Below are 13,348 nucleotides of genomic sequence, written 5' to 3' on the forward strand. Positions count from 1 at the left end.
CCATGCATACCCATGCGCTCCAAAGCTTGCTCGACTTCGCCTTCTTCTACCCGCTGGCGATGTCGCTGATCTGGATGAGCGGCGGCCTGATCTACTTCTTCCGCTGGGAACGCACCGAGCCGTCGCGGGTGAAACCGCCACCGCTGTCGTCGTACCCGCTGGTGTCGCTGATCGTGCCTTGCCACAACGAAAGCGAACATGTGCGTGAGACCATCACGCAATTGGCCAAGCAGACCTATCCGAGCTTCGAGATCATCGCTGTCAACGACGGTTCTACCGACGACACCGGCGCCAAGCTCGACCAGCTGATGGAGGAGATCCCGGAACTGCGTGTACTGCACCTCGCCGCCAATCGCGGCAAGGCGACGGGATTGCGTGCCGCGGCGCTCGCTTCCAAGGGCGATTACCTGGTGTGCATCGATGGCGATGCCTTGCTCGATACCTACGCCACGCATTGGCTGGTGATGCACATGCTCGACAGCCCGCGCGTGGGAGCGGTGACCGGCAACCCGCGCATCCGCAACCGTTCCACCTTGCTGGGCCGGCTGCAGGTAGGCGAGTTCTCCTCGATCATCGGCCTGATCAAGCGCGCGCAGCGTGTGTATGGGCGCATCTTCACCGTCTCCGGCGTGATCTCGGCCTTTCGCAAGGCGGCGCTGCACGATGTCGGCTACTGGAACACCGATATGGTGACCGAAGACATCGACGTGAGCTGGCGCTTGCAGATGCGCCACTGGGAAATCCGCTACGAACCTAATGCGCTGTGCTGGATCCTGATGCCGGAAACACTGCGTGGCCTATGGCGGCAGCGCCTGCGTTGGGCGCAAGGCGGTTCGGAAGTGCTGCTGCGTTACGGTCTGAAGTTATTGCACTGGCGGCAGCGGCGCATGTGGATGGTGGCGCTCGAATACGTGGTGAGCCTGGCATGGTCCTTCGATATGGCGGTGATCGCGCTGCTGTGGCTGCTCGGGTTTGTCGTGAAGCTCCCGCTGTGGTTGCACGTTCCGACCTTTATTCCGCAATGGAACGGCGTTGTGCTCGGCATGGTGTGCATGCTGCAGTTCCTGATCAGCCTGCTGATCGATCGCCGCTACGAAGCACGTATCGGCCGCAACTATTACTGGATGATTTGGTACCCGCTGGCCTACTGGATGCTTACCACCACCACCTCCATCGTCGCCTTGCCCAAGGCCATCTTGAAACGCCGTGGCACGCTGGCGATCTGGACCAGTCCTGATAGGGGGATACAATGAAAGCCGAATTCATCATCAACCGTCCGCATCGCCAGCCGCATCTGCAGCGCACCCTGTTCACCCTGATCACCATGGTGGCTTGGACGTTGTGGATATCGCTGTGGCTACCGGTGCTCACCTTGATTGCCTGGCTGCTCGGCCTGGAAAGCGCGTATCAGAAACTGGGTTTGATGCATCCGTTGCAGGCCGCCGACAATCTGAGCATCGTGCTGAGCATTGCCGTCATCTGCGTGCTGTCGATGGGTTCGTGGTCGCAATACAACCGCCTGCGCTTCGCCGGCAAGCAAAGGCGTCGCGGCAACCGAGTCCTGGATATCGAGGAAATGGCGCCGGCGTTGGCGGCCTCGGTGGAGACTGCGAAGCAATTGCGTGCGCGGCAGCGCTCGGTAATCAGCTTTGCACCGGATGGCCGGATGTCGGTCGATGTCGAGTGACAGGTAGGCTGGGATGAAAATCCCAGCTTACGCGAGATACACGGGTGCGGGAATTGCGGTCCCGGCCTACGATCGCCGGCCAGACTGCGAGGTTGTATATTCCGGCGATCCCCAAAAACTCGCTAAACCCCGTGAAAGCGCTGGATCTCGACGCCGTCAAAGCCTTCGTTTTTATCGCCGATCTGCAGAGCTTCACGCGTGCGGCGGAGATACTCGATACCACCCAATCGGCGCTCAGCCTGAAGCTGAGGCGCCTGGAAGAACAGCTTGGCCGGCGCCTGCTGGAACGCACGCCGCGACAGGTGCGTCTGTCGGCAGAGGGCGCGGTATTCCTCGACGCAGCGCGTTCCCTCATGGGGGCGCACGAACGCGCCGTTGCCTCCTTCCAGGAAGAGCGGCGCCGCCTGACCATTGGCATCAGCCAGATGATCGTCGGCAGCGAATTGCCAGCCCTGCTGCGCCGCATGAATGAGCATGATCCCAACCTGCTGATCGAAATGCGTGTGGCAGGGTCGCGTGATGTCATGCAAGCGTATGAAGAAGGTGCGCTGGATGCCGCGCTGGTGGTTCAGTCCGATAACCGCCGCAACCAGGGCGAAACGGTCTTCACCGAGAGTTTCGCTTGGATCGGCGTCCCGCATTGGGAATCGCGTCCCGGCCAGCCTTTGCCGCTATCGACCCAAGGCGACTCCTGCAGCATCCGCGCCGCAGCCGTGCGTGCACTGGATGAAGCGGGGATTGCGTGGACCGAGGTTTTCATCGGCAAGGGCGCTGCGGTCGTGGGTGCCGCCGCCGCGGCAGGTCTTGCTATCGCCGTACTTGCACGGCGTACAGCGCCCAGCGGCACCATCGACTTGGGCTCGGTTTTGTCGCTACCCCCGCTGCCTACCCAGGAAGTGGTGCTGTATACAGCGCTCAACGACCGTCGCTCGCGTAATGCGCTGCGTACGCTGACCGAGGCGTTCAAGAGTCTTTCTGTAGTGTAGGTAACTCAGAAGAGCTCCGGTGAATAATCGGCGCCGTTTCCCCACACCGAGCAGGGGTGGGCGCCGCTTGGTAATAAACACCAAACAGATCAAATTCATCGATACCTCCGCGGCGGCCGGCTGCTGAATGGATGCCCCCCAAACTGACATGACGGCATTCTGGCGCCCAAGCATTGATTGAGGTGGCGCTGGCCGCTTCTTTTGTATAAAATTTTATACGTCAATGTGCAATGGATAAAGAGATTCGCTGGGTTGGCTCAGCCTACGACGACCTGTTGGCTTTTCCTGTCGAAGCTCGCCGGCAGGCGGGGTTCCAGTTGGGCAAAGTCCAGGCAGGCCTTGAACCAGAAGATTGGAAGCCGTTCGATGACATTGGTGCGGGCACCCGTGAAATTCGTCTGCGTGATACGGGAGGTGCGTTCCGGGTGATGTACGTTGCCAAATTCGAGGAGGCTGTTTATGTCCTGCACTGTTTCCAAAAGAAAACACAGACAACCAGTCGGCAGGACAAGCACATTGCCGAGGCCCGCTATCGAGCCATCGTCAACGCGAATAGAGGCAGATGATGAAGACTGACACTGAAATCCGTCATGTGACCAAGCCTGGGGCGAATCTGTTCCTGGAGTTGGGGTTTTCTCCTCCGGAAGCCAAGCGGTTGCAGGCAGCGTCGAAGAAGCAGATCAACGATACAAAGCTGCTCAAGGAACAGCTTATGTGCGAGCTGGCAGCGTGGATTGAGCAGCATCATTTGAAACAGTCTGAAGCAGCGGAAATCTTGATGGTCTCTCGTCCGCGCGTGTCAGACGTGGTGAACATGAAGGCTGCTAAGTTCACTATCGACGCCCTGGTGGAGATGTTGAGCCGGGTCGGGAAGCCCGTGCGGCTGGCAATCGGTCGATAAGTTGTGGGTACTTGAAGGCAGTGCTTACTTCACGAGGTGCGCGGGAGTACGCGATGGCTCGCAAAGCCAATTCCAAGGGAATCGACAATGTGCTGGTCGACCTCGGGTTCGACGATGCAGAAGAGCTTTCAGCGAAGGCCATGCTCGCGCTCAAGCTGAATAAATTGATCGACAAGCGAGGACTCTGCCAGACCGAAGTCGCTGCGATTACAGGCATGACGCAACCCAAGGTATCCCAGGTACGTCGCTATAAGTTACAGAACATTTCGCTTGAGCGACTGATGCAAGCTCTCGTCGCCTTTGATCAACATGTCGAGATTGTCGTATATCAGGCGCGCCGTGCACATGCGCTGGGTATCAGCGTAGCGGCCTGACTGAAAAGACAAAGGCCGCGTAAGCGGCCTTTGCTGATCTTGGTACCGGTGATAGGACTTGAACCTACACTCTGTCGCCAGAAGCGGATTTTGAGTCCGCCGCGTCTACCATTCCGCCACACCGGCAAGTGCGAACGCGCATTATGCCGGATTTAGTGCACCGGGTCGAGACTCAGTTTGCGGTCATGGCGCTCGTAGCAGCGGTCGCCGTCTTTGGGCTGGAACACGGCGCAATGGGTCATGTTGCCGGAATAGATGTGCAGGCTTACCGCGACCTTGTCTTCGCTGGGATTGCGAATGGTGTGGTACTCGTGCGGCGGGATCAGGCTGCCGGCGGAGCCGGGGCCGGCCTGGATCGAGCCGACCGGCTGGAAGCGGTACTGGTCCTCCTGGTCGCCGGCGGCCATGCGCTCGTATTGGATAACTTCCAACGCACCGCTCCAGACGCCTTCCACGCACCACATGCCGCAGTGGTCGTGGATGGGGGTGCCTTGGCCTGGGCCCCAGGTCATGGCCACCACGCAGTAGCCGTATTCGTCGCTGTGATAGAGCTCGCGGCGGGCGTAACGGCCCTCGGCGGTTTCGAACACGCAGGCGGGCAGGACGATTTCCTGGCTCTGGATCAGCTTGCACAGGCTGTTGCGCAGGCTGTCCGTGATGGCTGGCGTGGAGCCCTTGGCGACGGCGGTGTCGATCGCCTGAATGAGTTTCCGACAGCCGGGGAATTCCGTGGTGAGCATGATGGTCTCGGTCGATCTGAAGGACTTGCCACCCAGGAAAGCCTTTGCATGGGGCTTCTCTGCTAGCCTTCCTCGAAATGACCCGAGGGGGGAGCGTCCATGGGTGTGATGGTAATTGTAGCGTACCGCCCGAAGCCGGGGTGTGCCGAGGAACTGGAGGCCCTGGTCCAAGAGCACGTCCCGTGCCTACGCACATTGGGGTTGGTCACCGACCGACCCGCACAGGCCATGCGGGGCCTGGATGGCATCATCGTGGAGGTGTTCGAGTGGAAGGACGGCGCCATCGAGGATGCCCACATGAGCGCGCGCGTGGTGGAACTGTGGGAGCGCTTCGCGCTCGTCTGCGACTACGTGCCGCTGCGCGAGCTACCCGAGGCAGGGAAGATGTTTGCCGAGTTCAGGCCGCTCGCGCGGTAACCGCCACGAACCCCGAAAATCGTCAACTTGCGTAGGCTGGGATTGTCATCCCAGCCTACGAGCCTCATCAAAGTTTCGAGAGAAAGCCGCCGATCGCGCGGCTGTAGTTCTCGATATCCACCAGGAAGGCGTCGTGGCCCTGCGGCGAATCCAGGGCAACGAATTCGACCTTGGCGCCGGCCGCCTCTAGCCCTTCTGCGATCTGCTCCTGCTGCTCCAGCGGGAACAGGATGTCGGTGCTCACGCCGATCACCAGCGCCTGCTCGATGCGGATGCGCTGCAAGCCTGCCATGACGTTGCCTTGGCCGTACTCGGCCATGTCGAACCAATCGCTGGCGCGCGAAAGATACAGGTAGCTGTTGGGATCGAAGGTGCGTACAAAGCGCCGGGCGTGGCTTTCGAGATACGACTCCACCTGGAATTCGAAGCCGAACGGCTGTTCTTCGCGTTGCTCGGGATCGAGGCGGATGCGCGCGAAGCGGCCGTTCCATTCCATCGCGGAACGATAGGTGATCACACCGAGTTTGCGGGCGATGCTCATGCCGATGTCCGGGTAGCGTTCGTCGCCGTATTGGCCGCCATGCCAGTTCGGGTCGAGCCGGATCGCCTCGCGCTGCAAGGAGCGGATGGCGATGGCGAACGGTTGCGCTTGCGGCGCCGTATCCACGCTGATGTGCGCGCGCACGCTGCCGGGATGCAGCACCATGTAGCCCAGGGCGCTCATGCCGCCCATCGAGCAGCCGATCAGGCAGGCCAGCTGTGCGATGCCCAGGCTCTCGACCAGCGCATGCGCCGCGTTGGCGACATCTTCCAGGGCAAGTTCGGGGAAGGTGAGACGATACGCTTCCCCGGTGGCCGGATCGATGGAGGCGGGGCAGGTGGAGCCCTTGTCGCTGCCCAGCGAATTGACGCAGATCACGAACCAGCGCCGGGTATCGATCGCCTTGCCTGGGCCAAGCATGCCTTCCCACCAGCCGTGCGAGGGATCTTGCTCGTTGGACGCGGCGTGCGCGCTGGGTGACAGGCCGGTGAGAATCAGTACGGCGTTGTCCCGGGCGGTGTTCAAGCTGCCCCAGGTTTCGTAGGCGATCCGGGCATCCTGCAAGCTGCCGCCGCGCTTCAGGGCGAACGGTGAGAGCAGGTTGAAGTATTGGCGTGCGTCGCTCATGACCAGTCCTTGTTCGCGATCTTCAATCATGCACTTTGTCGATGACGACGTTCACCGGCGTCTTGCTGTCTACCTCAACCGTGCCGCCATCACCTTCCAGGTCTCCGGCTTGCGCGACCGCATTGCCGCTATGGCTGATGCGCGCACCAATCACCACGCGCGGCACGGACGATAGCTTCATCGATGGCAGCATGCTCATTGCATCGTCCAGCGTGACCGTGGTGGGCAACTGGCTGGCGTCGAGCTTGGCCACTGCCAGCGGCATCGGTGGACCGTGTTCCGCGCGAGCGTAGACGAACAGCGTATCGCCGGCGGCGAGTTTGGCTTTGAGTGCCGGTGCCAGCGCCACTTTTACCTGCAGCGAGAGCCCGGCAGAAGCCGGGGCTGTCGAACTTGAGGGTGCAGCCGGTGTACCGGCGCGGGCGTCCGCCAGGGCGATTTGTTGCGCAACGGCCTGGGCGACGGTGGAGCCTGGCTGCAATTGCGGCTGCAGGATACGCCAGGTGGACGCCGCGTCGGCAAAGCGGCCCTGCTGGAAATCGCTGATACCCAGCAACCAAAGCCCGCGCTGGTTATCCGGTTCGAGTTTCACCGCCTGTTCCAGCAGCTCACGCGCGCGTTTGTCGATGTAGTGATCCGGACGGGCGGTGGAATCGGCTTGCGCCCAACCCACCATGGCGCCGGTATCGTTGGGCCGCAGCTTCAAGGCTTGCCCGAAGGCATTGCGCGCCTCTTCCGGCTGCTGCATTTCCATCTCGGCCTGCGCCAGCAGCATCCAGCCTTGGGCATCAGCGGGTTGCGCAACGAGGTGCGCGCGCAATTCATCCAGCGCCTTGTTGACGTCGGTGAGGGTCTGCGCCTGGGTCGATACGCCTTCAAGTGTGGCTGGCGTGCCGATCTGCCGATATAGCAATGCTGTGCCGGCCGGCACCACCAGTGCAATAGCCAGCATGAGTACGAAAAGGCTGCGCGGTCGACCTGCCTGCCGCCCGTGCCGCAGCAGCGGAAGCAGCAGCAAGGCCAGCGCCACAGCGGTCATCACTGCGGCGGAAATATAGAAAAGCGATTTCACCAATCGTCCCCGTTGTCGGTCGGTGCGGATGCGGCGAGCGTGCCGGCCAGGCTGCGTTTGCGGATCGTGTAGGCAACAACCGCGCCGCCCGCAAGCAGGATCAGCAGCGGGCCGAACCATAGCAGCCAGGTGCGATGGTTCACCGGCGGATCGTAAAGCACGAATTCGGAGTAACGATCGACCAGGTACTGCTTGATCTCGGCGTCGCTCTTGCCTTGTTGCATCAGCTCGAACACCTTATGGCGCAAATCGCGCGCGAAATCGGCGTTGGAGTCGGCCAGGTTTTCGTCCTGACAGACCAGGCAGCGCAGTTCGCTGGTGAGATGCTGGAAGCGCAGTTCTTCGGCGTGGTCGCGGAACGGGAGCGGATCAATGGCCTGGGCGGCGGCGATGCCGGCGAAGGCGACCAGCATGAGCAGTACAGCGGTGCGCAGAAGCTTCACCATTTCAGGGTGCATCCTTCTGCAGCGCCTCGATCGCAGGCTTGAGTTGCTGCGCGATCACTTCCGGCGTGAGCGGCCCGATGCGTTTGTAGCGGACCACGCCCTTGCCATCGATCAGGAATGTCTCCGGCGCGCCGTAGACGCCGAAGTCGATGGCGGTGTGGCCGCTTACATCGGTGATCACCATGTCGTAAGGATTGCCATGCTGTGCCAGCCAGGCTTTCGCATCGTTGGCGTCGTCCTTGTAGTCGTAGCCGATCAGCGGAACACCGAGGCTCCTGGATTCGGCCATCAATACGGGATGTTCTTCACCGCAGGCAAAGCACCAGCTCGCAAACACGTTCACCAGGTAAGGCTTGCCCAGCAGCGTATCTTTGCTCACCGTCTTCGTCGGCTGGTCCAGCATGGGCAAGGCGAAGGAAGGCGCCGGCTTGTTGATCAGCGGTGAAGGCACGGCGGTGGGATCGTGCGCGCTGTTCCACCAGATGCCGAAGCCGAGCAGCGCGGCAAGCAGTACGAAGGCAAACAGGGGCAGCAGCCGGCTCATGCCTGTGTTTCCTGCAGCGCGGTCACAGTGATGGTTTGGGCAGCTTCCGCTTCGCGCTTCAAGCGGAAGCGGCGGTCGGCCGCACTGACAAAACCACCCAGCATCATGAACAGGCCGCCTCCCCAGATCCAACGCACGAACGGCTTGGTGTACAGGCGCAGGGCCCATGCGCCCTCCACGTGATGGGGATCCATCGGCTCGCCCAGTGCCACGTAGATATCGCGTGTGATGCCCGGATCGATCGCGGAAGTGGTCTGCACCTGCTCGTGGGTGTAGGTGCGCTTTTGCGGATGCATCACCGCAACCGGCGCGCCATTGCGCGTTACGGTGACTACGCCCTGGTGCGCCGTCCAGTTGGGTCCGGTGGCTTGCGTTACGCCATCAAAACGGAATTCATAGCCGCCGACCGTGGCGATTTCTCCAGGCGACAAGCGCACATCGCGCGTGACGCTCAGTGACTCGGACAACAGCACACCGATAATGAAAATCGCCACGCCCACGTGCGCCAGCAGCATGCCGGCCATCTCGGCGGGATAACGGCGCCCTCGCGGCATCTCGCGCCAGCGCTTCACTACGTACAGCAGCACGCCCACGCCTACCCACACCGCACAGGCCACGCCGGCGATCGCCTTGAACTGACCTTGCACAAAAAATGCCGCGATCAACGCGCACGCCGCCGCTGCGATGCCGGCACGCATGAGTACTTGCTTGAGTACGGGCGCTTCGCTGTTTCCCCAGCGCAGATACGGCCCGAACGGCAGCAACAGCACCACTGGCGACATCAGCAGGGGAAACAGCAGTCCGAAGTAGGGCGGTCCCACTGAAATCTTGCCGAGGTTCAACGCGTCACCCAGCAAGGGAAACAGAGTGCCCAGCAGCACCATGGCCGCGGCGACGGTGAACATGAGGTTGCCGATCAGGATCGCGCTTTCGCGCGAAACCCACGCAAATGCCTTGCCGCCGGCCACCTTTGGTGCGCGCAATGCATAGAGCAGCAACGAGCCGCCGACCACCACCGCCAGGAAGCAAAGGATGTAGGTGCCGCGGCGAGGATCGGAGGCAAACGCATGGACCGAAGTGAGAATGCCCGAGCGCACCAGGAACGTACCCAGCAGCGATAGCGAAAACGCGAACAGCGACAGCAGGATGGTCCATGCGCGCAGAGAACCGCGCTTCTCTGTCACCGCCTGAGCGTGGATCAGCGCTACTCCCACCAGCCACGGCATGAAGCTGGCGTTTTCCACCGGATCCCAGAACCACCAGCCGCCCCAGCCCAGTTCCGCGTACGCCCACCAGCTGCCGGCGACGATGCCGCAGGAGAGGAAACCCCAAGCTGCATTCGTCCACGGGCGGGCCCAACGGACCCAGGCCTGTTCCATCGAGCCGCCGAGCAAGGCCGCGATGGAGAACGCAAAAGCGACCGAGAATCCGACATAGCCCATGTAGAGCACAGGTGGGTGGAAGGTCATACCCGGGTCTTGCAGGATCGGGTTGAGGTCCGCACCGTCCGGCGGCATCGGCAGCAGGCGTGCGAACGGATTGGAGGTGAACAGGATGAAGCACAGAAAACCGGTCGAGATGATCCCCAGTACGCCCAGTACGCGCGCCAGAAACACATCCGGCAGGCGCCGGCTGAACAGGGTGAGCGCGACGGTCCATACGTTGAGGATCAGCACCCACAGCAGCATCGAGCCCTCGTGCGCGCCCCATACTGCCGCGATGCGGTAATACCAAGGCAACTGTAGATTGGAATTGGCGGCTACGTATTGCACGGAAAAATCGAAGCGTAAAAATGCCCAGGCCAGGATGGCGAAGGCCAGCGCCACGAATACAGCCTGCCCGGTTGCTGCCGGACGCGCCACGGCCATCAACGCACGATTGCCACGCCATGCGCCGATCAACGGCAGCACGCTCTGCGCCAGCGCGAGAAACAAGGCAAGAATGAGTGCGAGCTGGCCGAGTTCGGGTGTCATAGCTGCTGCTTGTCCTGATTGGCTGCTTCATCGATGCGCTTGCCGGCATGCGCCTTGGCCATCGCATCCTTCAGTTCTTTCGGCATATAGGTTTCGTCGTGCTTGGCCAGCACTTCGGTGGCGACGAAGCGCGCGTGATCCATATGGCCGGTGGCGATCACCGACTGGTTCTCGCGAAACAGGTCCGGCAGGATGCCGGTGTATTCCACCGGCATGGCGCCGCTGGCATCCACCACGGTGAAGGTGACTTTCAGGGAGTCGTTGCTGCGCTGGATCGAACCGGCCTTGACCATGCCGCCGAGACGGAAGGTCTTGTAGGAGGTTGCTTCACCCGCCTGCACCTGGCTGGGCGTGAACAGGTAGTTCATGTTCTGCTGCAGCGCGTACACCACCAGGGCCGCCGCCACGGTCACGGCAACGAGGATGGCGATGATGATGGTTAGCCTGCGTTGGCGCGTCGGATTCATGGATAGGCTTAAGTTGAGGCTGTGGATGGCTGGCTGCTGCGATCTTTGCGCGCGTTCTGCCGCGCCATGCGTGCGCGCAATTCGCGCAATTGCCGTCGGCGGCGGAACTGCGGTGCAAGCCAGTCGGCCAGCAGCACGATGAAGAACACGCCATAGGCCGGCCATACGTAGACCGCATAACCACCCATGGCCAGAAACGATTGCAACGATGCGGCGTTCATCCGCGCACCTCATCTTCGGCGATCTGCCGCACCCAATCCTTGCCGCCTTCCAGTGCCAGCAGGTCCGCGCGCACGCGGCCGCATAAACTGGCGACGTAATAAAGCTTGGTGGCAATCATCATGGTGAGCAGCGGCCATACCATCGCCGGCGCGATGGTGGAGGGGTCGAGCAGCTTGATGGTGGAGCCCTGGTGCAAGGTGTTCCACCAGTTCACCGAGAAATGCACGATCGGCACGTTGACGATGCCGATCAGCGCCAGGAATGCAGCCGTGCGTGCGCCCTGGCGGCGATCCTCGAAGGAGTGATAAAGCGCGATCACGCCCAGGTACAGGAACAGCAGCACCAGTTCGGAGGTGAGTCGTGCATCCCAACTCCACCAGGTGCCCCACATGCGCACGCCCCAGAGCGAACCGGTGACCAGGGTGATGAAGGTGAAGGCAGCACCGATCGGCGCGGATGCCATCGCCACCACTTCGGCCAGTTTGATGCGCCAGACCAGGGCAATGAACGCTGCAACGCCCATCACGCCATAGATGAACAGGCTCATCCAGGCGCTGGGCACGTGGATGAAGATGATGCGGTAGTCGTCGCCCTGCTGGTAATCCGGTGGCGCCAGCACCAGGCCACCGTACAGAGCGACCAGGCCGAGCACCAGCGCAAGTCCTATCGCCCAGGGCCGCAGCGTGCCGGCAAAGCGGTAGAACACCGGTGGTGAACTCAGCTTGTGCAACCACAGGGGGATCCAGTTGGCCATTAGGAGCCTCCCCCCTGTCGATGCGTAGTCCGTGTTGTGTCTGAGTGGCCGTCAGGTGGTAGTGCACGGCGCAGCGCCAGACTGGCCGTCTGGTCCAGCCGTGCGCTGCCGCATGGCGGCCGCTCAGGCGCAACCCGAAGGGCTGAATCTGTTTGCCTCAATGCTTGCGTCATCGTTCGCTCATGCATAGACATACATTTCTCCCCTATTTGCATCGAGTGTGCAAACAGATTCAGCACGGACCACGCAGCGGCAGGGGGTAGGCTCCTCATGAATCCAGCGCGATGCGGAGGGCGGCTGCGCAGGCTAGCGGAGCCAGCACTACGGCCAGTACGAACGCTGCGCCCAGCCAGGCGATGGGAGCGATCCATGGCAGCCCTTCCTGGGCGGCTGCCAGTGCTCCGGCGGCGAAGATCACCACCGGCACGCAAAGCGGCAGCAGCATCAAGGCAAGCAGCATACCAGAGCGCCGCGTGCCGGCTGTCAGTGCTACGAGGATGCCGCCCAGCAGGCTCAGCAGCGGTGTGGCGAGCAGCAAAGCCGCCAGCAGTACCGGGGTGATCGCGATCGGCAGGTGCAGCATGCCCGCCAGTACCGGCGCGATTACGATCAGGGGCAGGGCGGTGGCCAGCCAGTGGGCGAGGATTTTCATGCCCAGCATCAGCGCCAGCGGTTGCGGCGCGAGCATCAGCTGCTCCAGCGAGCCGTCCTCGATGTCGCTGCGGAACATCGCATCCAGCGCCAGCAGCATCGCCAGCAATACCGTTACCAGGACCACGCCGCCGGCGATACGTTTCAGCAAGGCGCTTTCCGGCCCGAGCGCGAACGGGAACAGCGAGGTGACGATCAGCGCATACAGCACCGGCAGCACCATGTCGCCGCGCTGGCGCCAGGCCAAGGTGAGATCGCGGCGCAACACCGCGATACAGGCGTGGGCGAGACCAGGGCGCCGGGTATCAAGCATGTAAGCGAATCCGCTGTGGCTCGCCGCCGTGGAACTGCACGGCGCCGTGACTGGTGACCAGCGCTGCACCGCCGTGCGCGATGTGCGCCTCCAGCAGGGCATCCACCAGCTGGATGCCGGAGCGGTCCAAGTTGGCGTAGGGTTCGTCCAGCAGCCATAGCGCGGCGGGAATCAGCAGCAAGCGCGCCAGCGCCACGCGCTTCTTCTGGCCGGCGGAAAGTTTGCGTACGGGTTCATCCTCATAGCCGATCAATCCCACCTGGGTAAGTGCGCCTTCGATGCCGCTCTGGTTGCGATGGCCATGCAGGCCAATGGTGAACGCCAGGTTTTCCCGCGCGCTGAGTTCCGCCTTCAGGCCGAGCTGGTGGCCGAGAAACACCACTTCACCACTGCAGCGATCCCAGGTGAGCGGCTCGCCGCGCCAGCGCAGCTCGCCCTCTTCAGCGCGCAGCAGGCCGGTGAGGATGCGCATCAAAGTGGTCTTGCCGCTGCCGTTGTCGCCTTCGATCAGCATCAGCTCGCCGGCATCCAGGCGGAAATCCAGGGGGCCGAATACCGCGTCGTCCTGGCGGTGGAAGGCAAGGGCGCGGGCTTCGAGTAAGGGGCTGTGGGAGGTCATCGCCGGCATTGTGG

General features: G+C 62.2%; 18 protein-coding genes and 1 tRNA gene. 7 read left to right on the top strand and 12 right to left on the bottom strand.

The features are described 5' to 3' along the window. The first annotated feature begins 2 nt into the window (after positions 1-2). The 6 genes from pgaC (at position 3) to QQJ96_RS02550 (ending at position 3,948) form a co-directional block, all read left to right on the top strand. Complete coding sequence (gene pgaC, locus QQJ96_RS02525; RefSeq protein WP_284330362.1) at positions 3-1,253, top strand: poly-beta-1,6-N-acetyl-D-glucosamine synthase; 1,251 nt, start codon at positions 3-5, stop codon at positions 1,251-1,253. Then, complete coding sequence (pgaD, locus tag QQJ96_RS02530) at positions 1,250-1,687, top strand: poly-beta-1,6-N-acetyl-D-glucosamine biosynthesis protein PgaD (RefSeq protein ID WP_284330363.1); 438 nt, start codon at positions 1,250-1,252, stop codon at positions 1,685-1,687. Before pgaC ends, pgaD begins: the two co-directional genes overlap by 4 nt. Positions 1,688-1,818: 131 nt before the next feature. Beyond that, complete coding sequence (locus QQJ96_RS02535; protein WP_284330364.1) at positions 1,819-2,673, top strand: LysR family transcriptional regulator; 855 nt, start codon at positions 1,819-1,821, stop codon at positions 2,671-2,673. A gap of 230 nt (positions 2,674-2,903) precedes the next feature. Next, entirely contained in the window at positions 2,904-3,239 is a 336-nt protein-coding gene (locus tag QQJ96_RS02540) for a type II toxin-antitoxin system RelE/ParE family toxin (protein ID WP_284330365.1), read from the top strand. Beyond that, complete coding sequence (locus QQJ96_RS02545; RefSeq protein WP_284330366.1) at positions 3,236-3,574, top strand: helix-turn-helix domain-containing protein; 339 nt, start codon at positions 3,236-3,238, stop codon at positions 3,572-3,574. Before QQJ96_RS02540 ends, QQJ96_RS02545 begins: the two co-directional genes overlap by 4 nt. A gap of 53 nt (positions 3,575-3,627) precedes the next feature. Further along, positions 3,628-3,948, top strand: a complete 321-nt coding sequence (locus QQJ96_RS02550; RefSeq protein ID WP_284330368.1) for a helix-turn-helix domain-containing protein — start codon at positions 3,628-3,630, stop codon at positions 3,946-3,948. Positions 3,949-3,988: 40 nt separating this feature from the next. On the opposite strand, the gene QQJ96_RS02555 is transcribed toward QQJ96_RS02550, so the two are convergent. Continuing rightward, a tRNA-Leu gene (locus QQJ96_RS02555) sits at positions 3,989-4,074 on the bottom strand. 26 nt (positions 4,075-4,100) lie between these two features. Next, positions 4,101-4,688, bottom strand: coding sequence for a cysteine dioxygenase family protein (locus QQJ96_RS02560; protein ID WP_284330369.1), 588 nt, complete (start codon positions 4,686-4,688; stop codon positions 4,101-4,103). A gap of 99 nt (positions 4,689-4,787) precedes the next feature. Between QQJ96_RS02560 and QQJ96_RS02565 the strand changes: the two genes are divergently transcribed. Next, on the top strand, positions 4,788-5,105 hold the full coding sequence (locus QQJ96_RS02565) for a hypothetical protein (RefSeq protein WP_284330370.1): 318 nt from the start codon (positions 4,788-4,790) through the stop codon (positions 5,103-5,105). Between the two features lie 67 nt (positions 5,106-5,172). Here QQJ96_RS02565 and metX read toward each other — a convergent pair whose 3' ends face one another. The 10 genes from metX to ccmA all read right to left on the bottom strand — a co-directional run bounded on the left by metX (position 5,173) and on the right by ccmA (position 13,334). Beyond that, positions 5,173-6,273 carry a homoserine O-acetyltransferase MetX gene (metX, locus tag QQJ96_RS02570; RefSeq protein ID WP_284330371.1) on the bottom strand — a complete coding sequence of 367 codons (1,101 nt, stop codon included), beginning with the start codon at positions 6,271-6,273 and terminating at the stop codon, positions 5,173-5,175. Positions 6,274-6,295: 22 nt separating this feature from the next. After that, positions 6,296-7,345 (bottom strand): tetratricopeptide repeat protein, encoded by a 1,050-nt coding sequence (locus tag QQJ96_RS02575; protein WP_284330372.1) that lies wholly within the window; start codon positions 7,343-7,345, stop codon positions 6,296-6,298. Then, a complete protein-coding gene (locus tag QQJ96_RS02580; protein WP_284330373.1) occupies positions 7,342-7,791 on the bottom strand; it encodes a cytochrome c-type biogenesis protein in 450 nt (149 codons plus the stop codon). The genes QQJ96_RS02575 and QQJ96_RS02580 overlap by 4 nt, the downstream gene beginning before the upstream one ends. 1 nt (position 7,792) lies before the next feature. Beyond that, positions 7,793-8,335: a DsbE family thiol:disulfide interchange protein gene (locus QQJ96_RS02585; protein WP_284330374.1), complete on the bottom strand. Its 543-nt coding sequence runs from the start codon at positions 8,333-8,335 to the stop codon at positions 7,793-7,795. Then, complete coding sequence (locus tag QQJ96_RS02590; RefSeq protein WP_284330376.1) at positions 8,332-10,308, bottom strand: heme lyase CcmF/NrfE family subunit; 1,977 nt, start codon at positions 10,306-10,308, stop codon at positions 8,332-8,334. The genes QQJ96_RS02585 and QQJ96_RS02590 overlap by 4 nt, the downstream gene beginning before the upstream one ends. After that, complete coding sequence (ccmE, locus tag QQJ96_RS02595) at positions 10,305-10,775, bottom strand: cytochrome c maturation protein CcmE (RefSeq protein ID WP_284330377.1); 471 nt, start codon at positions 10,773-10,775, stop codon at positions 10,305-10,307. The genes QQJ96_RS02590 and ccmE overlap by 4 nt, the downstream gene beginning before the upstream one ends. Positions 10,776-10,783: 8 nt before the next feature. Continuing rightward, on the bottom strand, positions 10,784-10,996 hold the full coding sequence (ccmD, locus tag QQJ96_RS02600) for a heme exporter protein CcmD (RefSeq protein ID WP_404649515.1): 213 nt from the start codon (positions 10,994-10,996) through the stop codon (positions 10,784-10,786). After that, entirely contained in the window at positions 10,993-11,751 is a 759-nt protein-coding gene (locus QQJ96_RS02605) for a heme ABC transporter permease (RefSeq protein ID WP_284330378.1), read from the bottom strand. The genes ccmD and QQJ96_RS02605 overlap by 4 nt, the downstream gene beginning before the upstream one ends. Before the next feature lie 268 nt (positions 11,752-12,019). Then, a complete protein-coding gene (gene ccmB / locus QQJ96_RS02610; protein ID WP_284330380.1) occupies positions 12,020-12,715 on the bottom strand; it encodes a heme exporter protein CcmB in 696 nt (231 codons plus the stop codon). Continuing rightward, positions 12,708-13,334, bottom strand: coding sequence for a cytochrome c biogenesis heme-transporting ATPase CcmA (gene ccmA / locus QQJ96_RS02615; protein ID WP_404649513.1), 627 nt, complete (start codon positions 13,332-13,334; stop codon positions 12,708-12,710). The genes ccmB and ccmA overlap by 8 nt, the downstream gene beginning before the upstream one ends. Positions 13,335-13,348: the final 14 nt, after the last annotated feature.

It is taken from the genome of Dyella flagellata (genome assembly GCF_030160275.1).
GTDB classification, from domain to species: Bacteria; Pseudomonadota; Gammaproteobacteria; order Xanthomonadales; family Rhodanobacteraceae; genus Dyella_B; species Dyella_B flagellata.